Below are 20,623 nucleotides of genomic sequence, written 5' to 3' on the forward strand. Positions count from 1 at the left end.
GTCGGGGCCGGCGCGTGGCACCACGCACGGCGGCCTGGCGTTTGCACGTCGACAGGCTCACCAGACCCCCCCGGTCATGCGTCCCCTCCTCTTCGCGTTCGTCCTGCTCGCGGCTTCGGCCGTGCAGGCCCAGCCCCGCCCCAACGGCACCCCGCAGCACACGCTCTCGATCGGGGCGGAGGCCGTGTCCGTCGAGATCCGCGCGGGCGGCGCCGACCGGAACGCCGTGCCGGGCAGCGGCTGCTCCGGCTTCATCAATGACGCCCAGCCGACGGCCACCGTCTCCGTCGAGGGGGCGGGCCCGCTGGCGATCTACGCCGTCTCCGGCTCGGACACGACGCTGCTCGTCTCGGACCCGGCCGGCCGCTGGCACTGCTCGGACGACGCGCGCGGCAGCGACCCCGCCGTCACGTTCGCGCAGGCCGCGCCGGGGCGTTACGTCGTCTGGGTCGGCACGTTCTCGCCGAACGCGGCGGCGCCGGCCACGCTCTCGGCCGTCCGTGGCAACCCGGCCTGGTAGCGAGCTGTTACTCCGTCTGGTCGGTCCGGACCTTTTCGAGCAGCGCCGATAGCTGGGCGAGTTCCTCCTCGGACAGGTGGCTGCCCAGGCGGGCGATGGTGCTCTGAACCGGCTCGTCGAGATGGCTCAGCACCTCCAGCCCGGCCTCGGTGATCGAGACCTCGACGACGCGGCGGTCGTGGGCGGCCCGCTCGCGGCGGACGAGCCCCCGGTTTTCGAGCCGGATAAGCAGCCGCGTCACGTCGGGCGTCCGGTCGAGGAGGCGGACGCCGACCTCGGTGCAGGTGTAGTGCGCGGGGTGGCAGCCCCGCAGGATGCGCAGCACGTTGTACTGGGCCTGCGTCACCCCGTGCGGCGCGAGCGCTGAGGTCATTTCGGTGGCCACCCACGAGGCCGTCGCCAGCACGTTGAGGAGCGCCTCCTGGGACGGCGTCGCAAACCGGTCCTGTTGGATGAGCTCGGAAAGGGTCACGGTCGCCGTGGTGGGGGCTCCGTATATCCGTCATCGGCCGCTCCGTGTTCCGCAGGAGGCGGGAGGGCGCCCTCGAGCGCGGGCGGCAGCACGAACGCGAACGTCGACCCGTACCCGACCCGGCTCTCTACGTCGAGCCGCTGGCCGTGCGCTTCTAGGATGTGTTTGACGATGGCCAGTCCGAGCCCGGTCCCGCCTGCGGCCCGGCTCCGGCTCTTGTCGACTCGGTAGAACCGCTCCGTCAGGCGCGGGATCGAGGCTCCGGGGATGCCGATCCCGTCGTCGACGATCGCCACGCGGACGGCCCCGTCGTCGCGCCGCCGCGCCGTGATCTCGACGTGGCCGCCGGCCTCATTGTACGAGACGGCGTTCTGGGTAAGGTTGGTGAGCACCTGGCGGATCCGGGCGCGGTCGCCAAGCACGGGCGGGAGCCCAGGGGGGACGCGCACGTCGAGCGTCACCCCGTGGGCGCTCGCCAGACGTTCCAGGCCCTCGATCACTTCGCGCGCCAGCGGGCCGAGCGCGAAGGGAGCCCGTTCGACCTGGAGCTGGCCCGTCTCCAGCTTCGAGATGTCGGAGAGGTCGCGCGTGAGCGCGTCGAGGCGGGCCGCGTTGGTGGCGATTTTCTCGACGAACCGGCGGCGGACTCGGTCGTCGTCGAGGGCGCCGTCGAGCAGCGTCTCCGCAAAGCCGGAGACGGCGAAGATGGGGGTGCGCAGTTCGTGGCTCACGTCGCCCAGGAACTCCCGGCGGTAGCTCTCGACCCGTTCCAGCCGCTCGATCTCGCTCTGCAGCGTCCGCCCCGCGCGGCCGACCTGCTCGATGAGCGCGTCGAGTTCGTCGCGGCCGCCGGCGGGCAGCGCCGCGAGCGCGTCGAACCGCCGTTTGCGCGCCTCGCGCAGCGTCCGCCGGGCCAGCTCCAGGCGCCCGGCCACGCGGTGCGAAACGGCCGCGTACGTCACTACCCCGGCGCCCACGCCCACGGCCACGACCACGCCCCACGGCGGCACTCCCAGCGCGACGGCCCCCAGCGCGACCACGCCCACGCCCGCCGCGACGGTCACGGCCACCCGCAACGCGAGCCGGTGAACGCGGGGGGACCGGGGCGGCGGAACGATCACGGGCGGTAGGGGGAGGGCTCGGAAGAACGCACGTCCGCAAGATCGCGAGCCCACCAGCGGTGTGGACAGGCGCTACGCGTCCAGCGTCTCCGCGAGCCGGTACCCGACGCCCTTGACGGTCTCGATGTACGCGCTCCCGACCTTCTCCCGGATCTTGCGCACGTGCACGTCGACCGTCCGGTCCACGACGACGACGTCGGCGCCCCAGACGGCCGTGAGCAGCTCGTCGCGCTCGAAGACGCGGCCGGGGTGGCTGGCCAAGAAGAACAACAGCTCGAACTCCTTGCGCGGGAGCCGGAACGCCTCGCCCGACGCGGGCCGCTCGACGACGTAGCGCTCGCGGTCGACCACCAGGTCGTGGACCTGGATCTGCGCCGTCTGCGCGGTCTCGTCGCGCTCGACGCGCCGGAGCAGGGCCTGCACGCGGCTGACGAGCCGCTTGGGCGAGACGGGCTTGGGGAGGTAGTCGTCGGCGCCGGCGCCCAGCCCGGCGATCTCGTCGGCCTCCTCGGTCCGCGCCGTCAGCATCAGGATGGGCGTGCGGCGGAGGGCGGCCCGCTGGCGGATCTGGTCGGTGAGCGCGAGCCCGTCCATGCGCGGCATCATGATGTCGACCACCATCACGTCGGGCTTCTCGGCCTCGGCGATCGCCAGCCCCGCGACGCCGTCGGAGGCGGTGAGGACGGCGAAGCCCGCCGCCGCCAGCGCGTACTGGAGCAGTTCCACGAGGTCGGGCTCGTCGTCGACGACCAGGACGGTCGGGCGGTCGGTGGGAATGAGGTCGTCGGCCATGGCCAGGGCGGAGCGGGGCGGAGCCTCCACGTTAGAGGGACCCCTGCCACCCCGACATTACCGAACCGTGACGAGGCGCGTGAACACCACGACCCGCTCGGTCAGCCCTCGCGCAAGGCGAGGCGGATCAGGTCCTCGGCGGACGTGGTGCCGGGGTGGGCGCGGAGCACCTTGCGGAGCCGCTTCTCGGCCTCGGCACGGCCCAGGCCGAGCGCCTCCAGCCCGGCGCGAGCGTCGGCGCGGGCCTCGCTGGCGACCCGGTCGCCGCCCGACATCCCGCCAACTTCGAGCCCGTCCAGCCCCGCGAACTTGTCCCGCAACTCGACGATCAGCCGCTCGGCCGTGCGCTTTCCGATCCCGGGCACGCGCGTCAGCATCGCCGCGTCGCCGGCCACGACGGTGTCGCGCAGCTCCGACGGCGACATCGCGCTGAGCGCCGCCAGCCCCAGCTTCGGGCCGACCCCGCTCACCGCCGTCAGCGTCTCGAACGCTGTTTGCTCGGCCTCGGTCGCGAAGCCGTAGAGCGTCTGCGAATCCTCGCGGACGACGAAGGTGGTGACCAGCTTGGCAGCGCTCCCAACGGCGGGGAGCTTTTCGAAGGACGATGCTGGGATCAGCAAGCGATATCCGATACCGCCGGCCTCGATGATGGCTTCGGTCGGCTTTTTGTCGGCGAGGACGCCGGAGACGTACGCGTACATGCGGTCGTGGGGGGACCGGGCCAAGCTAGGCCCACCCGGTGCCAGCCGACTGTCAGCGGGCGCTAGCTCCCGCTCCGCACGGCGTCGAGCAGGCGCCGCGCGGCGGGCGCGCGGTAGCCGCCCTGCTCGACGAGGTCGCCGAGGACGCGGGCGGCGTCGGCGTCGCGGCCGCGGTGCAGGAGCACGCGGCCGAGCGCGAGCCGGGCCTCCTGGGAGACCCACGTCCGGCGGTCGGCCGAATCCGAGAGGTCGGCGAGGTCGGCTGCAGCGGCGTCGAGCGCGGTCGTGTCGTAGCTCGGGAACAGGCCCAGCGTGGAGCGCCGCGCGTCACGAACCGCCTCGGCGGCCGCGATCAGGCGGTCCGCGTCGGGCGTAGGGTCGGCGCTCCGCAGGGCCGGCGCGTCGATCTCGATCTCGCTGAGGGCGGCGATCTGCGCACGCTCCGAGACCGACGCCTGGGAGGCGAGGAACAGCGCTCCGTAGCCGACCAGCAGAACGGCCGCCGCACGGGCCCACGTCGAGGCGCGACGCCAGCGGGGGCGGACAGGGTGGACGGGGGGGCGGTCGAGAAGTGTCAGCGGGGCCGTCGCGGGCGAGGAGGGGGCGTCGGTGTCGGGGGCATCGTTCGGCGCGTGCGCGAGCGAGGGGAGCGCCCGGCCGGTCAGCCGCTCGAACCGGGCGATGACGTCTTCGGCGCCCGCATCGAGCGTGTCGATCCGGTCGCCGAGGCGGGCGGTGGCCTCGGGGTCGACGGGCATGGAAAGGTCGTCGAGGCCCAGGCGGTGCCCGACGACGCTCTGGCCAGGGTCGGGCCGTGCCCGTGCGGCGTCGACGAGTGCGGCGAGCCGCCGGGCCTCATCGAGCGCGTCGGCGAGGTCGGGGCGGTCGGCCAACAAGCGCTCGATCTCGGCCCGCTCGGCGGGCGAGAGGGCGGGGAAATCGTCGAGGCGGTGTGCAGGGTCTGTCACGGTGACGGGGGGGATCACGGACACATAGACCCGCGAGGTCATCAGATCTAACCTCTGGTGCGAGGTTCTTTTCGCGAATCGGTCATTGGGGACCCGTTTTCGGCGGCGTCGGAGAGCGCCGAAGGGGGGAGGTCGTCCTCGTAGAGGGCGCGGAGGTCGGGGTCGGCGCGGAGACGCGCGACGGCTTTCGAGAAGTAGGTGCGGGTCGTGGCGATGTCGAGGCCGGTCGTGTCCGCGATCTCTTGGTAGCTAGCCTCCTCGATCAGCCGAAGCCGTGCGATCTCGGCCGCGTAGGCCGGCAGCGCCGCGATCGCGCGCTCGATGAGCCGGCGTGTCAGGATGCGGTCGAACCCGTCGGCCCCGCGTGCGGGCGTCGGGGTGGTGGTGTCCTTCACCTCGACGGTCTCGTGGCGCCGGGCCCGGTACGTGAGCAGCATGTTGCGGCAGACGACGCTGACGAACTGGGGAAACCGCTCGGGCTCGCGGATGTCCTCGAACGACCGAGAGACGCGCTTGAAGGACCGTTCGATGACCCAGTCGAGGTCGCTGGCGCTCGCCGAGCGCTCGCTGGCGAACCGGCCGTAGAAGTACCACACGACAAAGCAGTAGGCCCAGAGCTGGGCCGTGTCGCGGTCGGCCTGGGCGCCGTGCTCGCGCCAGCGGACGAAGACCCCCGCCGCCGCGTCGAAGTCGTCGAGCGGGAACGGGAGGTGGGCCGCGAGGGCTTCGAGGCGGGAAGAGCGCTCCGAGAGCACAGACGGTGGGGCCAGAGGACCGCGAAGATAGAGGGGGGCCCTAGACCCGGGGAAGAATCCTTGAACCCGTTCGATTTGGGCCTCCGGAGGGCGCGTGCGCGTTGCCCTCTGCCCGGTCGCCCTCTAGCTTGTCCTGTTCGAATCGTGCTCGGCCCCCGCACACTCTGTACGGGACGCCAGCACGCCGGTCGCGGAGCGGCCGGGCCGCCTGCCCCTCAGTGGCGCGTGCGGGCCGGGCCGCCCATTTTTTTGGCGCCCGGCCCCACCGCAAAGGACCCCATCCCCATGAACACGACCTCGTTCAAGACCTACAGCGCCAAGCCCGGCGACGTCGAGCAGGCCTGGCACGTGGTCGACGCCGAGAACGTCGTCGTCGGCCGGCTCGCCGCCCGCATCGCCACCATCCTGCGTGGCAAGCACAAGCCCGAGTACACGCCCCACATGGACGTCGGCGACCACGTCATCGTGGTCAACGCCGACAAGGTCCGCTTCACGGGCAAGAAGGAGACCGACAAGCAGTACTTCCGGCACTCCGGGTACCCCGGCGGCATCCGCTCGCGGACGCCCAAGGAGCTCCGCGCCTCGAAGCCCGAGTTCATCGTCGAGAACGCCGTCAAGGGCATGCTGCCCCGGACCAAGCTCGGCCGCCAGCTCTACAAGAAGCTCCACGTCTACATCGGCGCGGAGCACCCGCACGAGGCCCAGCAGCCGCAGACGCTCGACATCTAGGGCCGTCCGGTCCGCCGTCGCCGGCTCTCGGCGACGCGGCGGACCGACCCCTGAACACCGCACACCCATTATGGCAACCCAGTACCAGGCCGTCGGCCGCCGCAAGACGTCGGTCGCCCGCGTCTACCTCCGCCCCGGCTCCGGCAACGTCGTCGTCAACAAGCGCGAGCTCGCGGAGTACCTCCCGACGCAGATCCGCCAGGCTTCGGCCACGGCGCCGCTCGACCTCACCGAGCTCCGCGGCCAGTTCGACGTGCTCGTCAACGCCAAGGGCGGCGGGCTCACCGGTCAGGCCGAGGCCATCCAGCTCGGCATCGCCCGCTGCTTGGTCCAGTTCAACGAGGACCTCCGCAAGCCCCTCCGCGACGCCGGCTACATGACGCGTGACCCGCGCATGGTCGAGCGCAAGAAGCCCGGCCAGCCCAAGGCCCGTAAGAAGTTCCAGTTCTCGAAGCGCTAAGCCGCTTCGCGGAGTCGGCGGCGGAAGGGTGAGCGTCCATCGTTCTCCACGGTCCACCGTCGACGCCATTATCACACACCCCGCCCGATGCGCTGGCGGGTGTCCCGGCCTCGGCCGGGATCGCCAGCGCAGCCGACGGCGGGGCCAGGATCAACCTCGGCCCGAGCGGCTCGCCGCTCCCCGGCCACACCCCACGACAGACCATGGCACGTGCCTCGATTGAAGACCTTCTCCGCGCCGGCGCCCACTTTGGGCACCTGACCTCGCGCTGGAACCCGAAGATGGCCCCGTACATCTTCATGCAGCGGAACGGGATCCACATCCTGGACCTCAAGCAGACCCAGACGCTGCTCGACGACGCGGCCGAGGCCGCCGGCCGGTTCGCCTCGAAGGGCCGCAAGATCCTGTTCATCGGCACCAAGAAGCAGGCGCAGGGCGTCGTCCGCGAAGAGGCCGAGCGTGCCGGGATGCCGTTCATCGTCGACCGCTGGCAGGGCGGCATGATGACCAACTTCCAGACGATCCGCGGCTCGCTGCGCCGGATGGAGACGCTTCGCCGCGAGGACGCCGACGGCACGACCGACAAGCTCAAGAAGAAGGAGCGCCTCATGCGCTCGCGCGAGCTCGAGAAGCTCGACCGCGTGCTCGGCGGCATCGCCGACATGGGCAAGCTGCCCGGCGCCGTCTTCGTCGTCGACGTCAAGCGCGAGCACATCGCCGTCGACGAGGCCCGCAAGCTCAACATCCCGATCATCGCCCTCGTCGACTCCAACGTCGACCCGGACCTCGTCGACTTCCCGATCCCGGCGAACGACGACGCGATGAAGTCGGTGGCGTTGTTCACGCGCCACATCGCCGACGCCATCATCGAGGGCCAGAAGGCCGGCGCCATCGAGCGCGACTCGGCCGTCGCGGAGGCCCAGAGCCGCGCCGCGGACGAGGTCAAGGCCGACACCGCGGAGGCCAAGGCCGAGGCCGAGGAGCCCGTGACGACGATGGCCGACGCCGAGACCGAGGCCCGCGTCGAGGCTGCCGCCAACAAGACGTCGGCGTAGCGCCCGCTCTGCATCGAGACGCGGGGCGTAGAGCGTGGGAGTCTCCCCGCCCTGCGCCCCGCTCGCGTAGCGGCCCCCCCCGATTTCGCCGGGCTCGCCCGGCCACCCTTCCCCGAATCACGTACCCGAATCAGAACCATGGCAATCAAGGCACAGGACGTCAAGAAGCTCCGCGAGGCCACCGGCGTCGGCATGATGGACTGCAAAAAGGCGCTCGTCGAGGCCGACGGCGACTTCGACAAGGCCATCGAGATCCTGCGGACGAAGGGCCAGAAGGTCGCCGCCCAGCGCGCCGACCGCGACGCGAGCGAGGGCGCCATCGTCACGGCCACGACCGACGCCGGCGACGCCGCCGTCATCGCCGAGGTCAACTCCGAGACCGACTTCGTGGCCCGCAACAGCGACTTCGTCGCGTTCGCCCAGTCCGTCGCCGACGCCCTGCTGGCGGCCCGGCCCGGCTCGCTCGACGAGGCCCGCACCTCGGTGATGATCGACGGCCAGCCGCTCGGCGAGGCGCTGACGACCATGACCGGCAAGATCGGCGAGAAGATCGACCTCCGCCGCTTCGAGGTGATGGAGGCGACTGAGGGCGGCACCGTCGTCGACTACATCCACGCGGGCGCCAAGCTCGGCGTGCTCGTCGAGATGGAGGGCGACGGCGACCTCGCCGGCGCCGGCCGCGACGTGGCCATGCAGGCCGCGGCGATGAACCCGATCGCCGCCACGCGCGCCGACGTCCCCCAGGACGTGCAGGACAAGGAGCGCGAGATCGGGAAGGAGCAGGCGCGCGCCGAGGGCAAGCCCGAGCAGATCCTCGACAAGATCGCCGAGGGCAAGCTGGGCCGCTACTTCAAGGACAACGTGCTCGTCGAGCAGCCCTTCGTCAAGGACTCCTCGCAGACCGTCGCCCAGATGCTCAAGAGCCAGGGAGCCGACTTGCGCCGGTTCGTGCGCTTCGCGCTCGGCGGCTAGCGCATCGCTGGCGCCCGTCGCCGGCCGATCGATTCGACGCCCGCCCGGCTCCGTGCCGGGCGGGCGTTTTTTATGCACCTGCGCGCCGCCTGCGGCGATCTCGCACGCCGACTTGACAAGGTTCGAACGGAACCGTACCCTGTCCTTCGAACCGAATCGAAGCCCGCCATGCGAAACCCGATCACCGCCCTCGGCGGCACCGAGATGGAAGTCCTCCGCGCCGTGTGGGCGCTGGGCTCGGCGAGCGCCCGCGACGTCCACGCCCGCATCGACCGCGACGTCGCCTACACGACCGTCACGACGGTCATGAAGAACCTCGCCGACAAGGGGTACCTGAGCTACGTCCGCGACGGCGCCACCTTCGTCTACTCCGCCGAGCGCCCGGCCGACGAGGTACGCGGCTCGCTGTTGACGTCGGTCGTCGATAAGGTGTTCGGCGGCTCTGCGCGGACGCTCATCCAGACGTTGGCGCGCCACGAGTCGCTGACGGCCGACGAGCAGGCCGAGGTCGAGCGGCTGCTCCAGCAACTGGGGGGCGAGTCCGATGCCTGAGGTCCTCCACACACTCGCCGCGCTCGGCGCCGACGCCTGGGCCGTGCTCGGCACGCCCGTGCTGGCGTGGACCGCCGTCGCGCTGGCGGTCGAGGCCGGGCTCCGGCTCGCGCGCCCGTCCGCCGCGGTGAGCCTGTGGGCGCGCGGCGCGGCGCTGGCGCTGCTGCCCGCCCTCGTGGTCATTCCCCCCGTGCTCGCCCCGTTCGTGCCGACGCTGGCGCCAGCCATCCCACCGCAGGCGCCGACGGGCGGCCTCGAGGTCGCCCTCGGCGCGCTCCCGGCCGGGTCGTCGGGCGTCGACGGCGTCGTCGTGGCGCTCGGCGGGCTCGCGCTGCTCGCGGCGCTTGCGTCAGTCGTCGCGCTCGTGTTGCTGGCCGGCGGCGTCGTGTGGCTGGCGCGGACGCGGCACGGGCTGCGGGCGGGCGACGCGGCGCTCCGCCGCGAGGGGCGGGCGCTCGGCGCCGTGTTCGGCCTGCGGCGCCCCGTCGAGGTCGCCGCCGCTGGGCCGTTGTCGGCGCCGTTCACGATCGGCTGGCGCGAGCCGGTCGTCGCCGTGCCCGACGGGCTCGACGGCGAGGCCCGCGAACTGGCGCTGGCGCATGAGCTGTCGCACGTCCGCCGCGCCCACTTCGGGTGGCACCTCGCCGAGCGCGCCGTCTGTGCCGCCTTCGTGTGGCACCCCCTCATCCACGTCCTGGCCCGAGGCCTAGCTCTCGACCGCGAGCGCGTCGCGGATGCGGATGTGGTCCGCTTGTGGCCCGCCCGCGCCGCCCGCTACGGCCGCTTGCTCACCCTCTTTTCCACCCGCTCGACCCCGGGGCTCGCGCTCGGCGCCTCCTCGTCCACCCTCATCCACCGACTGACTGCCATGACCCATCTCCGTCCCGACCGCCCGCGCCTGGCGTGGCTCGTCGGCGCTGCCCTTCTCGTAGTGCCGCTCGTGCTCGCGGCCGCCGCCGTCCCCGACGCTCCCGCCGCGCCGATCACGCCCACCTCGGTGGTGGCCCCGGCAGACACGACCGACGACGCCATCGCGACCGTCTCTGTACGGAAGGGCGACGACGCGCTCCCGCGCATCGAGATCGTGCTGAAGGCCGGGACCTCGCGCCAGGACGCCGTCGCCATCGCCGACCGCTACAGCGATGGGGATACCGAAGGCGAGCTCGTCGTGATCGCCGCGAGCGGCGAGCGAATCACGCGGTCGACCCTGTCGCTCGACGCGCTCCCCCCGCCGCCCCCGCCGCCGCCCGCCCCGCCGCCGCCGCCCGCCCCGGCCCCCCCGCCGCCGCCGGGCGCCCCGGGCGCCCCGGACGCCCCGGACGCCCCGCCCGCGCCCCCGGCCCCGCCGCCGCCCCCGCCGCCGCCGATGCCGACGACGCATGGGGACGACATCGAGGCGGTGTCCGTTTGGCGAGGCGACGGCGCCCGCCCGCGCGTCGAGATCCGGATGAAGGCCGGGACTTCGCGCCGGACCGCCGTCGCGGTCGCCGACGAGTTCTCGGACGGGGACACCGCGGGTGACCTCGTCGTGATCACCGCGAGCGGCGAGCGGATCACGCGCTCGACCCTGTCGCTCCCGGCCGCGCCGCCGCCGCCACCCGCGCCTGCGCCTTCCCCGTCGCCGGCGCCGAGCCTCGCCCCGACGCCCAGCCTCGCCCCGGCGCCGAGCCTCACCCCGGCGCCCAGCCTCGCCCCAGCGCGACGCCTTGCCCCGGCCCGCGACGGCCAGTAAACGAGACCGCCCGCCCGGGCCGAGGAGCCAGGGCGGGCGGGGCCCGGGCACACACCCCCGGGCGACGGTCGACACGTCGGCTAGCCGACCGCGATCGTGTACTCGAGCCGGACCGAGCAGTCGGTGCCGCCGTTCAGCGAGACGCTCTGGGACCCGGTGATGCCCTGGAAGCGGCCATCGCGGTAGGCGTAGAGCCGCGTGTTCGTCCGGTCGTCCATCCGGCTGTCGCGGGTCGTGGCGCTGTCCCACTCGGTCGCGGCGAACACGACGCCGAACGCGCTGCCCTCCTGGGCGGGCCGCTGGAGGGTGGCCGTCTGGTTGACGCTGTGCGTGCGGCCCGTGAGGAGGGTGAGGTGGTTCTGGCGGGAGTTGTCGCCGTAGGTCCCGTTCGGGAACTGGAGCTCGGGCCCGACGCTCTGGTTGCCCTCGTCGACGAACGAGATCTTGAACTGGAAGTCGCCGGGGTTGGAGGGGCTGTTCTCGCAGTCCCCGATGACGCGGATCTGGTCGAGGTTGATGGAGACGTTGGCCATCGTTGGGCCGGCCGGGCTCTCGGGGAGGGGCGTCTCTTCGGGGCCGGCGGAGTCGCAGGCGGCGAGGGAGACGGCGAGGGCGAGCAGGAGGGCGGTGCGGAGCATGGTAGCGGGGGTAGGGGAGGGAAGGTGACGGACGGGCCGCCACCCCCTAGCGCCCGGCCTGTCGCCCGGACCGATCATCGTCCCTAGTTTTTATTCACGTTCGCCCCGCTGCCCGTGTCCAACTCCGACGTTACCGAGCTGCTCGCCGACCTCCGCGACGGCGACGCGAGCGCCGTCGACGCCATCCTGCCGCGCGTCTACGCCGAGCTCCAGGACCTCGCGCACCGCCAGCTCCGCCGCGAGCGCGACGGCCACACCCTCAACACGACCGCGCTCGTCCACGAGGCCTACCTCAAGCTCGTCCGCCAGGACCGCGTCGACTGGCAGAGCCGGGCGCACTTCCTGGGCGTCGCCTCGATCGCCATGCGGCGGATCCTGGTCAACTACGCCCGGGACCGGCGCGCCGAGAAGCGCGGCGGCGACGAGATCGCGGCGACGTACGAGGACGGCGCCGTCGGCCGCGTCGCGCGGGCCGACGAGTTGCTGGCGCTCGACGAGGCGCTCGACCGGCTGGCGGCGCGGTCCGAGCGGTCGGCGAAGGTGGTCGAGATGTGGTTCTTCGGCGGGCTCACGCACGCCGAGATCGCCGAGGCGCTGGGCATCTCCGAGCCGACGGTCCGCCGCGACTGGCGGGCCGCGAAGGCGTGGCTGAGCCACGAACTCAACGGCGTGTGATCGGTCGGGCCGCCGTTCCGGGCGTCCGGGGTACCCTCCCCCCTGAACATGGCCGACGTCACCGACCGCTGGACCCAGGTGCAGGCGCTCTTCGAGCGCGCCCTCGACCGCCCGCCCGACGAGCGGACGGCCTGGCTCCGCGCGGCCGCCGGCAGCGACCCCGACCTCTACGCCGAGGTGGCCGACCTGCTCGACGGCGACGACCACCAGCACACCCTGCTCGACGGCCGGGCCACCGACCTGTTCTCGGACCGCGCCCTCGACGACGCGCTCGCCCCGACGCACGCCGGCGAGCGGGTCGGGCCGTGGGTCCTCGGCGAGCGGATCGGGACGGGCGGGATGGGCGCCGTCTACCGCGCCGACCGGGCCGACGGGTTCGAGCAGACGGCCGCGCTCAAGCGCCTCAAGCCGGGCATGGACTCCGACGCCGTGCTCGCGCGGTTCCGCGCCGAGCGCCAGATCCTGGCCCGTCTCGAGCACCCCGGCATCGCGCGGCTCCTCGACGGCGGCGTGGCGTCGGACGGCCGCCCCTACTTCGCGATGGAGCTCGTCGAGGGCGAGCCCATCACCGACGCCGCCGACGACCGCCAGCTTGGCGTCGAGGCCCGGCTGGCGCTGTTCGCGCGCGTCTGCGACGCCGTCGCGTACGCCCACCAGAACTTGGTCGTCCACCGCGACCTCAAGCCGTCGAACGTGCTCGTCACGCCCGACGGGGCGCCCAAGCTCCTCGACTTCGGGATCGCCCGCGTGCTCTCCGACGACGACGCGCACCTCACCCAGACCGGCCACCGCCTGCTGACGCCCGCGTACGCCGCGCCCGAGCAGGTCCGCGGCGAGCCGCCGACGACGGCGACCGACGTGTACGCGCTCGGCGGGCTGCTGTACCGGCTGCTCTGCGGCGCCGCGCCCCTCGACACGGGCGGGAGCCGGGCCCAGGCGGAGCGGGCCGTCTTGGAGGGCCGGCCCGAGCGCCCGAGCACGCGTGTGACCGACGCCGCCGCTCGCCAGCGGGGGACGACCGCAGCGGCCCTCGCCAAGCGCCTCCAGGGCGACCTCGACACGATCTGCCTCAAGGCGCTCCGGACCGAGCCCGAGCGCCGCTACGGCTCGGCGGCCGAGCTGGGCGCCGACGTCCGGCGCCACCTCGCGGGCCAGCCCGTCGCGGCGCGGCCGGCGACGCGGCGCTACCGCGCGCGCCTGTTCGTGCGCCGCCACCGGACCGGCGTGCTGGCGACCGCCGCGGCCGTGCTCGTCGCCGTCGCGCTGACGGCGTTTTACACGACGCGCCTGGCGGCCGAGCGCGATCGCGCCGAGGGCGAGGCCGCCAAGGCCACCGAGATCGCCACGTTCCTCGGGGACGTGTTCCAAAACGCGGACCCGAGCCAGGCCCAGGGCGACTCGGCGCTCGTCGTGGACGTGCTAGATCGGGGCGCGGCGCGGGTCCGCGCCCAGCTCGCCGGCCGCCCGGAGATCCAGGCGCCCCTCATGCGGATCATCGGCGAGGTCTACACCGAACTGGGCCGCTACGGCGAGGCCGACACGCTCCTGACCGACGCGCTCGCCATGCTCGACGGCCTCCCGGCGCCCGACCCCGACGACGTGGCGGGGACGGCCACGGCGCTCGCCCAGCTCCGCTACTTCACGGGCGACTTCGAGGCCGCCGACGCGCTCTACCGCCGCGCCGTCGCCGTCCGCGAGGCGTCGGTCGGGGCGGACCACCCGGCGACGGCCGCGACGCTCGCCAACCTCGCCTCGCATCAGTACGACGCCGGCCGCTACGAGGAGGCCGACTCGCTCTTCCAGGTCGTCCTGGCCGTTCAGCGGCGCCACCTCCCCGCCGGCGACCTCGCCTTTGCGCAGACCTACCTCGGCCTCGCCCAGCTCGCCGATGTCGAGGGCGACCTCCCGCGCGCAGACTCCCTCGCGCGACAGGCCCTCGCCATCCGCCAGCGCCACCTGACGGCCCCTCACACGGAGATCGCCGAGGCCCTGCTCCTGGTCGGGCTCGCCAAGCGCGACCGCGGCTTCCTCGACGACGCGGAACCCTACCACCAGGCGGCGCTGGCGATGAACCGCGAGCTGTTCGGCGACCGACACGCGGAAGTGGCCTACGTGCTCAACCACCTCGCCAGCCTCGAGTTCGACCGGGAGGCGTACGTCGCCGCCGAGCGCTACGCCCGGGACGGGCTCGCCATCCGTCGCGCGGTGCTGGGATCCAGCCACATCGAGGTGGGGGCGAGCTTGGGCAACCTCGCCCGGATCCAGTCGAGCCAGGGCGACTATGAGCGCGCGCGGGAAACGCTGGTCGAGATGCTGGCCGTCGTCGAGGGGTCGGTCGGGAGCGAGCACCCGTTCTACGGGTCGGTCCTCCAGCGGATCGGGCGGGCCGACGCAGCGCTGGGGCGCCCGGCGAGCGCTGAGCGGTTGCTCCGCGAGGGGCTGGCCGTCCAGCGCGCCGGACTGCCCGGCTCGGCGCCTCCGCTTGCGGCCGCGACGCGCGTGCTCGCCGTCTTTCTCGCGGACCGCGAGCCGGCCGAAGCTGCGGCGCTGCTCGACGAGAGCGAGCGGATCTGCCGGGCGGCGGCCGAGGCCGACCCCGGGTGCCTCGACGGGGTCCGCGAGGCCCGCCGCGAGACCGGGCTGTAGATCCGCCCTTGGGTAGCGGGTCAGGCCCCGTTGATGAGCCGCTGCAGGACATCGCCGAGGTGGCCGACGATCGCCTCTTCCTCGCCCGCCAGCACGGACGCCCCGACCACGTCGCGCGTCAGCGTGAACCCGAACAGGATGGCGGTGATGAGCCCGGCGCGCTCGCGGGCGTCCGGCCCGCCGAGCCAGTCCGCGAGCGGGGTCGCCACCTGTTCGGCGAGCGCGGCCCGGAGCACGCCGCCAGCCTCGGGATGCGGCGCCGAGTGAAGGAGGACGAGGGTCGGGTCGAAGCCCGTGCGGCGGGGGCGGACGAGGTAGCGCGCCAGCCGGTCGCCGAGTGTCGCCCGGTCGCCCACGAGCAGGTCGCCAATCGTGAAGCTGTCGCCGACGACCTCGGCGAACAGGCCGAGCTTGGACCCGAAATAGCGGTTGATGAGCGCCGCGTTGACACCCGCATCGCCCGCGATCTGGCGGACGCCGACCTGGCCGTAGCCGGCCTGCGACAGGTGGCGCCGCGCGGACGCGAGCAGCTTGGCCCGGGTGGCGGCACGGTCGCCGGTGATGGGCGGACGGGGGCGGTCGGCCATGCGAGCGCAGGGGGAGAGGGGACAGCAAAGTAAACCGCCGGTGACCGTCTTCCGAATCGGGGCGCGCTCCAGATGACACGGCCGGCACCCGGGACAACGCGCGAGCCGGCCGGACCGGTACACGCCCGCCCGGCGTACCTTTCGCCCGCCCCCTCACCGCCGCCCATGTCCCCCGACGCCGACGACCCGTCGCACCGCCCCGACGGCCTCCGCTACCGCCGTGTGCTCCTCAAGCTGAGCGGCGAAGCGCTCCTCGGCGAGCAGGAGTTCGGGATCGACCACGCCGTGCTCGGCCAGTACGCCGCCGATGTAAAAGAGGCCGTCGACATGGGCGCCGAGGTGGCGCTCGTCATCGGCGGCGGCAACATCTTCCGCGGCGTCTCGCCCGAGGGCTCGAAGATGTCGAGCCGCGCGCACGCCGACTACATGGGCATGCTGGCGACGATGATCAACGCGATGGCGCTCCAGGACGCGCTCGAGGGCGTCGGCCTGCACACGCGCCTGGTCTCGGCCATCGACATGAACGAGATCGCCGAGCCCTTCATCCGCCGCCGCGCCATCCGGCACCTCGAGAAGGGCCGCGTCGTCGTGTTCGGCGCGGGCACCGGGCACCCCTACTTCTCGACCGACACCGCCGCCGCACTCCGCGCCTCGGAGATGGACGCCGAGGTGATCCTGAAGGGCACGCGCGTCAACGGCGTGTTCACGGCCGACCCCGAGACGGACGCCGACGCCCAGCGGTACAGCTCCATCCACGGCGGCGAGCTGATCCAGCGCGACCTCCAGGTGATGGACTTGACCGCCGTCACGCTCGCGAAGGAGAGTGGCCTGCCGATCTTGGTCTTCGACATGAACGAGCCCGGCGCCTTTGCCCGCGTGCTCCGCGGCGACGACCTCGGCACGACGGTCCACTGGGACGCCGCCGCCGAGCCCGTCGTCCTCGCCTAGCTTGTCCCGGCTGGCGGACGCCAGCGCCTCCACCCGACCGACTCCCGTCATGATCGACTCTTCCCTCCAGGACGCCCTCGACGAGGCCGAGATGGACATGGACTCCGCGCTGGACCACCTCGTCCACGAGCTCAACACCATCCGTGCCGGCCGCGCCAACCCGCAGATGCTCGACAGCGTCCGCGTGGAGGCCTACGGCACCACGATCCCGCTGAACCAGGTCGCCAACACGGCCGCGCCGCAGGCGGACCTGATCACGGTGACGCCCTTCGACAAGGGCACCATCGGCGCCATCGAGCGCGGGATCACGAACGCCAACCTCGGCCTCAACCCGACCAACAACGGCTCGCAGATCCTGCTCTCGATCCCGCCGTTGACCGAGGAGCGCCGCCGCGACCTCGCCAAGAGCGCCCGCGCCAAGGGCGAGGAGGCAAAGATCTCGATCCGCAACGCGCGCCGCTCGGCCAAGGACGCCATCAAGAAGACTGCGAACGCGGAGTCGCTCTCGGAGGACATGCAGTACGAGGCCGAGCAGTCGCTTCAGGAGATGACCGACAACTACGTCGGCCGCGTCGACCGGACGATGGAGGCCAAGGAAAAGGACATCATGAAGGTCTGAGCCCGCTGTGGGTGGCCGTGGCGGCTGCGCCAGCAGAGGCCCCGGCTCGCGCTCGCGGCCTGCGCCGCCCCCTCGATCTTCGGCGATCCTTTGGACGCGCGCCCGGCGCCCGTTTGTAAACTTCGAGCCCCGGAGAGGTGCCCGAGTGGCTTAAGGGGCACGCCTGGAAAGCGTGTGTGCGGGTAACCGTACCGAGGGTTCGAATCCCTCTCTCTCCGCGACGACCGCCCCGCCGGTACCTGCCGGTGGGGCGGTTCTGTGTTCGGCCGAGACTGCCGCTAGCTTCGACCCACATCACACACAGCCACGCCGATGCTCCGCAGCATGACCGGGTTCGGGCGGGGGACGGCGACCGCCGACGCCGCCGAGGCCACCGTCGAAGTCCGCACCGTCAACGGCCGCTACGCCGAGGCGACGGTGCGCGGGCTGGGGCCGCTGGCGGAGCACGAGACGGCGATCCAGAACACGGTGAAGGCCGCCATCGGGCGGGGCACGGCGACCGTCCACGTCGCCGCGAGCGCCGGCGCGGCGGGCGGCATCCGCGTCGATGTCGAGGCGGCGCGCCAGCGGGGCACGATGCTCCGTGAGGCGGCGACGGCGGCGGGGCTGGCGGCCGAGGCGGTCACGCTCGCGGATGTGCTGGCGGGCAACGGCGTGCTCGTGGCCGCGCCCGACGCGGGCGGCACCGAGGCGGCGTGGGTGGCGACGCACGCGGCGCTCGTCGAGGCGCTCGATCGGCTCGACGCCATGCGCACCGCCGAGGGCGCCGCGCTCGGCGACGACCTCCGCGCGCGTGCCGACGCCATCGGAGCGGCCACGGCCGAGGTCGAGGCCCGGGCCCCCGCCCGCCTCGACGCGGCGCGGGAGCGTCTGCGCGAGCGGCTGGCGGAGTTCGTGGCGGCGGGCACGCTGGAGCCGGGGCGGCTGGAGGCCGAGGCCGTCGTGCTCGCCGACAAGCTCGACGTGACCGAGGAGACGGTCCGCCTGCACTCCCACCTCGGCCAGTTCCGCCAGGCGCTCGAGGCCGACGAGCCGGTCGGCCGGCGGCTCAACTTCCTCTCGCAGGAGATCGGCCGCGAGGTCAACACCATCGGCTCGAAGGCGAACGACGCCGAGCTGACCCGGCTCGCGGTCTCGATGAAGGAGGAGGTCGAGAAGATCCGCGAGCAGGTCCAGAACGTAGTCTGAGGGCAAGGGCAAGAGGCGAGGGGCATGGGTGCCCTCCCTGCCACTTGCCCTTGCCCCCTCCCTCTTGCCTTTCCCCAATGAATCTCATCGTGCTCACGGCGCCCAGCGGGGCGGGCAAGACGACCATCGCGCGGCGCCTGATGGCCGAAGTGCCAGGCCTCGTGTTCTCGGTCTCGGCGACGACACGCCCTCCCCGCGAGGGGGAGATCGACGACGTCCACTACCACTTTCTCCCGCTAGGCACGTTCGCGGAGCGGCTGGCGGCGGGCGACTTTCTGGAGCATGAGGAGGTGTATCCAGGGCGGTACTACGGCACGCTCCGGCCCGAACTGGAAGCGCTGGCCGCTCGTCCCGACGTGACCGCGGTCATCCTCGACATCGACGTCAAGGGCGCTGTCAACGTCAAGCGCCTCTACGGCGACGCCGCGCTGACGCTGTTCGTGGCCCCGCCCTCGCTGGCGGCGCTGGAGGACCGGTTGTACTCGCGCGGCACGGAGACGGAGGCGCAAGTGACCATGCGGCTGGAGCGGGCGCAGATGGAGATGGACCACGCGCCCGAGTTCGACATCGTCGTCGTCAATGACGACCTCGACACGGCGGTGACCGAGACCGTCGCCGCCGTCCGCGCGTTTCTTGAGTCGAGAGGCACGAAGGCATAAGGCCTGGAGCGCGAGCCCCCTGCTTTCCCGCCTTCTTCCCGATCCCCCGTCCGGCGCGTTGGTAGTCTGTCCCGTTCCCGCGCACGCAGACCCCCCAACGCAATGGCGATCCAGACCCTCGACACGGCCAAGCTGGCCGAGGAGACCGGCAACCTCTACGAAACCGTCGCCGTGCTCTCGATGCGCGCCCGGCAGCTCGCTTCGAAGACGAAGACGGAGCTGGAGGGCCGCCTGAGCTACTTCGAGGACTTGTCGCTCGACCCCGCCGAGGAGCTCCGCTCCAACGAGGACCAGCTCCGCATCTCGCTCGAGTACGAGCGCCAGCCGAAGCCGACGCGCGCCGCGATCGAGGAGATCCAGGACGGCGAGCTCTACTTCCGCAACCCGACGTCCGACGAGGTCTCGGAGGACGGGATCTAGACCACCCTGCGGATGGGTACGGAGTACGGCGTACTCGGCACCCGTTCGGCAAGGTGCCTGACGCTGCACCCGGTACCTCGTCCCCCGTACCGGCCTGCATTGTCGCGCTAGGTTGTCCGGCCCCACCCCGCGCGCCGTGTCGCTCGAAGGCAAGAAGATCGTCCTCGGCATCACGGGGAGCATCGCGGCCTACAAGGCCGCCGACCTGACGCGCCGCTTGGTCAAGGCGGGCGCCGTCGTGAAGCCGGTGATGACGGCCGCGGCGGCCCGGTTTATCCCGCCGCTGACGATCGCGACGCTGGCCGGCCGGCCCGTCTTGTCGGAGCTGTTCCCCGAGGCCGGAGAGGCGCACGACGCCTGGACCGAGCACGTCGACCTCGGGCTCTGGGCCGACGCCGTCGTCATCGCGCCCGCGACGGCGCAGACGCTGGCAAAGCTGGCGGGCGGCTTTTGCGACTCGATGCTGACCGCCGTCGTGCTGTCCGCGCGGTGCCCGGTGTTGGTGGCCCCGGCGATGGACCACGACATGTGGGGCCACCCGGCGACGCGGCGCAACGTGGCGACCCTCCGCGCCGACGGCGTTCAGGTGGTGGACCCCGCGCACGGCGAGCTGGCGTCTGGCCTGGTCGGCGACGGACGCCTGCCCGAGCCGGACGATCTGGTCCGCATTATCGACGACTGGCTGGCGAAAGCCGCGGACGGCAGGGGCGAAGAGGGCCCCGCATCCCTCAGCGGCCAACACGTTCTCATCACCGCCGGGCCGACGCGCGAGGCCGTCGACCCCGTCCGGTTCTTGTCGAATGGCTCGACCGGCACGATGGGCTTCGCGATCGCCGAGGCCGCCGCCCAGCGGGGCGCGCGCGTAACGCTGGTTGCCGGGCCCGTCTCGCTGACGACCCCGCCCGGCGTACACCGCGTCGACGTGACGACGGCCGCCGAGATGCTGGCCGCCGCGCTCGCCGTCGACGACGCCGACCTCATCGTCGCCGCCGCCGCCGTCAGCGACTACGCGCCTGCTGCGCCCACCGACCGCAAGCTCAAAAAGGCCGACGACGACCTCACGCTCCGCTTGCGCCGCACGCCCGACGTGCTGGCGGCGCTCGGCGAGCGCCGCCGCGACGGCCAAACGCTGGTCGGCTTCGCGCTCGAAACGCACGACGGCGAGGCGCACGCCCGGGGCAAGCTCGACCGCAAGCGGCTCGACTGGATCGCGCTCAACGTGCAGGGCGAGCCGGGCGCCGGGATGGGCTCGTCCACGAACCGGCTGACCCTCCTTGGCCGCGACGGCGCCCGCGTTGAGATCCCGCTCGCGAGCAAGGCTGAGGTCGCCCACGCGCTCCTCGACGTGCTCGCATCCCGTTCCAGCAGGGCCGTCGCGTGATCCGTCTCGCGCTCGCCGCGCTCCTTCTCGCCG

General features: G+C 72.8%; 23 protein-coding genes and 1 tRNA gene. 16 read left to right on the forward strand and 8 right to left on the reverse strand.

Annotation, left to right across the window (positions count from 1 at the left end; genetic code table 11):
- The first annotated feature begins 76 nt into the window (after positions 1–76).
- On the forward strand, positions 77–520 hold the full coding sequence (locus tag ACLII4_RS03145) for a peptidase S1 (protein ID WP_412069444.1): 444 nt from the start codon (positions 77–79) through the stop codon (positions 518–520).
- A 7-nt stretch (positions 521–527) separates the two neighbouring features.
- Here ACLII4_RS03145 and ACLII4_RS03150 read toward each other — a convergent pair whose 3' ends face one another.
- The 6 genes from ACLII4_RS03150 to ACLII4_RS03175 all read right to left on the reverse strand — a co-directional run bounded on the left by ACLII4_RS03150 (position 528) and on the right by ACLII4_RS03175 (position 5,329).
- The gene (locus ACLII4_RS03150; RefSeq protein WP_412069445.1) at positions 528–992 is read right to left on the reverse strand and encodes a MarR family winged helix-turn-helix transcriptional regulator; all 465 of its coding nucleotides are present in this window, start codon (positions 990–992) and stop codon (positions 528–530) included.
- The gene (locus ACLII4_RS03155) at positions 989–2,062 is read right to left on the reverse strand and encodes a sensor histidine kinase (RefSeq protein ID WP_412069446.1); all 1,074 of its coding nucleotides are present in this window, start codon (positions 2,060–2,062) and stop codon (positions 989–991) included. The genes ACLII4_RS03150 and ACLII4_RS03155 overlap by 4 nt, the downstream gene beginning before the upstream one ends.
- Before the next feature lie 123 nt (positions 2,063–2,185).
- On the reverse strand, positions 2,186–2,905 hold the full coding sequence (locus ACLII4_RS03160; RefSeq protein ID WP_412069447.1) for a response regulator transcription factor: 720 nt from the start codon (positions 2,903–2,905) through the stop codon (positions 2,186–2,188).
- Positions 2,906–3,006: 101 nt separating this feature from the next.
- Positions 3,007–3,606, reverse strand: coding sequence for a Holliday junction branch migration protein RuvA (gene ruvA / locus ACLII4_RS03165; RefSeq protein WP_412069448.1), 600 nt, complete (start codon positions 3,604–3,606; stop codon positions 3,007–3,009).
- 62 nt (positions 3,607–3,668) lie between these two features.
- Positions 3,669–4,574, reverse strand: coding sequence for a hypothetical protein (locus ACLII4_RS03170; protein WP_412069449.1), 906 nt, complete (start codon positions 4,572–4,574; stop codon positions 3,669–3,671).
- 47 nt (positions 4,575–4,621) lie between these two features.
- Positions 4,622–5,329: an RNA polymerase sigma factor gene (locus ACLII4_RS03175; RefSeq protein ID WP_412069450.1), complete on the reverse strand. Its 708-nt coding sequence runs from the start codon at positions 5,327–5,329 to the stop codon at positions 4,622–4,624.
- Positions 5,330–5,614: 285 nt separating this feature from the next.
- Here ACLII4_RS03175 and rplM point away from each other — a divergent pair, with 285 nt between their 5' ends.
- From rplM to ACLII4_RS03205, 6 genes are all read left to right on the forward strand, one after another.
- Complete coding sequence (rplM, locus tag ACLII4_RS03180; RefSeq protein WP_412069451.1) at positions 5,615–6,058, forward strand: 50S ribosomal protein L13; 444 nt, start codon at positions 5,615–5,617, stop codon at positions 6,056–6,058.
- 70 nt (positions 6,059–6,128) lie between these two features.
- The gene (rpsI, locus tag ACLII4_RS03185; RefSeq protein ID WP_412069452.1) at positions 6,129–6,518 is read left to right on the forward strand and encodes a 30S ribosomal protein S9; all 390 of its coding nucleotides are present in this window, start codon (positions 6,129–6,131) and stop codon (positions 6,516–6,518) included.
- Positions 6,519–6,721: 203 nt separating this feature from the next.
- Positions 6,722–7,573: a 30S ribosomal protein S2 gene (gene rpsB / locus ACLII4_RS03190; RefSeq protein WP_412069453.1), complete on the forward strand. Its 852-nt coding sequence runs from the start codon at positions 6,722–6,724 to the stop codon at positions 7,571–7,573.
- 138 nt (positions 7,574–7,711) lie between these two features.
- Positions 7,712–8,545: a translation elongation factor Ts gene (gene tsf / locus ACLII4_RS03195; RefSeq protein WP_412069454.1), complete on the forward strand. Its 834-nt coding sequence runs from the start codon at positions 7,712–7,714 to the stop codon at positions 8,543–8,545.
- Between the two features lie 168 nt (positions 8,546–8,713).
- Entirely contained in the window at positions 8,714–9,097 is a 384-nt protein-coding gene (locus ACLII4_RS03200) for a BlaI/MecI/CopY family transcriptional regulator (protein WP_412069455.1), read from the forward strand.
- Entirely contained in the window at positions 9,090–10,829 is a 1,740-nt protein-coding gene (locus tag ACLII4_RS03205; protein WP_412069456.1) for a M56 family metallopeptidase, read from the forward strand. The genes ACLII4_RS03200 and ACLII4_RS03205 overlap by 8 nt, the downstream gene beginning before the upstream one ends.
- Positions 10,830–10,909: 80 nt before the next feature.
- On the opposite strand, the gene ACLII4_RS03210 is transcribed toward ACLII4_RS03205, so the two are convergent.
- Positions 10,910–11,467, reverse strand: a complete 558-nt coding sequence (locus ACLII4_RS03210) for a hypothetical protein (RefSeq protein WP_412069457.1) — start codon at positions 11,465–11,467, stop codon at positions 10,910–10,912.
- A gap of 114 nt (positions 11,468–11,581) precedes the next feature.
- Here ACLII4_RS03210 and ACLII4_RS03215 point away from each other — a divergent pair, with 114 nt between their 5' ends.
- Together ACLII4_RS03215 and ACLII4_RS03220 are read left to right on the forward strand one after the other, a co-directional pair.
- On the forward strand, positions 11,582–12,142 hold the full coding sequence (locus ACLII4_RS03215) for a sigma-70 family RNA polymerase sigma factor (RefSeq protein ID WP_412069458.1): 561 nt from the start codon (positions 11,582–11,584) through the stop codon (positions 12,140–12,142).
- A gap of 48 nt (positions 12,143–12,190) precedes the next feature.
- The gene (locus tag ACLII4_RS03220; protein ID WP_412069459.1) at positions 12,191–14,788 is read left to right on the forward strand and encodes a tetratricopeptide repeat protein; all 2,598 of its coding nucleotides are present in this window, start codon (positions 12,191–12,193) and stop codon (positions 14,786–14,788) included.
- Between the two features lie 20 nt (positions 14,789–14,808).
- On the opposite strand, the gene ACLII4_RS03225 is transcribed toward ACLII4_RS03220, so the two are convergent.
- Positions 14,809–15,375: a TetR family transcriptional regulator gene (locus tag ACLII4_RS03225; RefSeq protein ID WP_412069460.1), complete on the reverse strand. Its 567-nt coding sequence runs from the start codon at positions 15,373–15,375 to the stop codon at positions 14,809–14,811.
- A 165-nt stretch (positions 15,376–15,540) separates the two neighbouring features.
- Here ACLII4_RS03225 and pyrH point away from each other — a divergent pair, with 165 nt between their 5' ends.
- The 7 genes from pyrH to coaBC all read left to right on the forward strand — a co-directional run bounded on the left by pyrH (position 15,541) and on the right by coaBC (position 20,590).
- The gene (gene pyrH / locus ACLII4_RS03230) at positions 15,541–16,323 is read left to right on the forward strand and encodes a UMP kinase (RefSeq protein WP_412069461.1); all 783 of its coding nucleotides are present in this window, start codon (positions 15,541–15,543) and stop codon (positions 16,321–16,323) included.
- 49 nt (positions 16,324–16,372) lie between these two features.
- The gene (gene frr / locus ACLII4_RS03235) at positions 16,373–16,942 is read left to right on the forward strand and encodes a ribosome recycling factor (RefSeq protein WP_412069462.1); all 570 of its coding nucleotides are present in this window, start codon (positions 16,373–16,375) and stop codon (positions 16,940–16,942) included.
- 131 nt (positions 16,943–17,073) lie between these two features.
- Positions 17,074–17,160, forward strand: a tRNA-Ser gene (locus ACLII4_RS03240).
- A gap of 94 nt (positions 17,161–17,254) precedes the next feature.
- Positions 17,255–18,130, forward strand: a complete 876-nt coding sequence (locus ACLII4_RS03245; RefSeq protein WP_412069463.1) for a YicC/YloC family endoribonuclease — start codon at positions 17,255–17,257, stop codon at positions 18,128–18,130.
- 77 nt (positions 18,131–18,207) lie between these two features.
- A complete protein-coding gene (gene gmk, locus ACLII4_RS03250; protein ID WP_412069464.1) occupies positions 18,208–18,789 on the forward strand; it encodes a guanylate kinase in 582 nt (193 codons plus the stop codon).
- Positions 18,790–18,891: 102 nt separating this feature from the next.
- Entirely contained in the window at positions 18,892–19,209 is a 318-nt protein-coding gene (locus ACLII4_RS03255; RefSeq protein ID WP_412069465.1) for a DNA-directed RNA polymerase subunit omega, read from the forward strand.
- Positions 19,210–19,345: 136 nt separating this feature from the next.
- Positions 19,346–20,590 (forward strand): bifunctional phosphopantothenoylcysteine decarboxylase/phosphopantothenate--cysteine ligase CoaBC, encoded by a 1,245-nt coding sequence (gene coaBC, locus ACLII4_RS03260; RefSeq protein WP_412069466.1) that lies wholly within the window; start codon positions 19,346–19,348, stop codon positions 20,588–20,590.
- The last annotated feature ends 33 nt before the right edge of the window (positions 20,591–20,623 follow it).

The sequence above is a fragment of the Rubrivirga aquatilis genome (assembly GCF_046845665.1).
Taxonomy (GTDB): Bacteria; Bacteroidota; Rhodothermia; order Rhodothermales; family Rubricoccaceae; genus Rubrivirga.

Excerpts from the sequence above, each read along its gene's own strand:
- ACLII4_RS03145 (WP_412069444.1), top strand. The coding sequence starts at position 77 with ATGCGTCCCCTCCTCTTCGCGTTCGTCCTGCTCGCGGCTTCGGCCGTG.
- ACLII4_RS03160 (WP_412069447.1), bottom strand. The coding sequence starts at position 2,905 with ATGGCCGACGACCTCATTCCCACCGACCGCCCGACCGTCCTGGTCGTC.
- ruvA (WP_412069448.1), bottom strand. The coding sequence starts at position 3,606 with ATGTACGCGTACGTCTCCGGCGTCCTCGCCGACAAAAAGCCGACCGAA.
- rplM (WP_412069451.1), top strand. The coding sequence starts at position 5,615 with ATGAACACGACCTCGTTCAAGACCTACAGCGCCAAGCCCGGCGACGTC.
- rpsI (WP_412069452.1), top strand. The coding sequence starts at position 6,129 with ATGGCAACCCAGTACCAGGCCGTCGGCCGCCGCAAGACGTCGGTCGCC.
- rpsB (WP_412069453.1), top strand. The coding sequence starts at position 6,722 with ATGGCACGTGCCTCGATTGAAGACCTTCTCCGCGCCGGCGCCCACTTT.
- tsf (WP_412069454.1), top strand. The coding sequence starts at position 7,712 with ATGGCAATCAAGGCACAGGACGTCAAGAAGCTCCGCGAGGCCACCGGC.
- ACLII4_RS03200 (WP_412069455.1), top strand. The coding sequence starts at position 8,714 with ATGCGAAACCCGATCACCGCCCTCGGCGGCACCGAGATGGAAGTCCTC.
- ACLII4_RS03205 (WP_412069456.1), top strand. The coding sequence starts at position 9,090 with ATGCCTGAGGTCCTCCACACACTCGCCGCGCTCGGCGCCGACGCCTGG.
- ACLII4_RS03210 (WP_412069457.1), bottom strand. The coding sequence starts at position 11,467 with ATGCTCCGCACCGCCCTCCTGCTCGCCCTCGCCGTCTCCCTCGCCGCC.
- ACLII4_RS03220 (WP_412069459.1), top strand. The coding sequence starts at position 12,191 with ATGGCCGACGTCACCGACCGCTGGACCCAGGTGCAGGCGCTCTTCGAG.
- ACLII4_RS03225 (WP_412069460.1), bottom strand. The coding sequence starts at position 15,375 with ATGGCCGACCGCCCCCGTCCGCCCATCACCGGCGACCGTGCCGCCACC.
- pyrH (WP_412069461.1), top strand. The coding sequence starts at position 15,541 with ATGTCCCCCGACGCCGACGACCCGTCGCACCGCCCCGACGGCCTCCGC.
- frr (WP_412069462.1), top strand. The coding sequence starts at position 16,373 with ATGATCGACTCTTCCCTCCAGGACGCCCTCGACGAGGCCGAGATGGAC.
- ACLII4_RS03245 (WP_412069463.1), top strand. The coding sequence starts at position 17,255 with ATGCTCCGCAGCATGACCGGGTTCGGGCGGGGGACGGCGACCGCCGAC.
- gmk (WP_412069464.1), top strand. The coding sequence starts at position 18,208 with ATGAATCTCATCGTGCTCACGGCGCCCAGCGGGGCGGGCAAGACGACC.
- ACLII4_RS03255 (WP_412069465.1), top strand. The coding sequence starts at position 18,892 with ATGGCGATCCAGACCCTCGACACGGCCAAGCTGGCCGAGGAGACCGGC.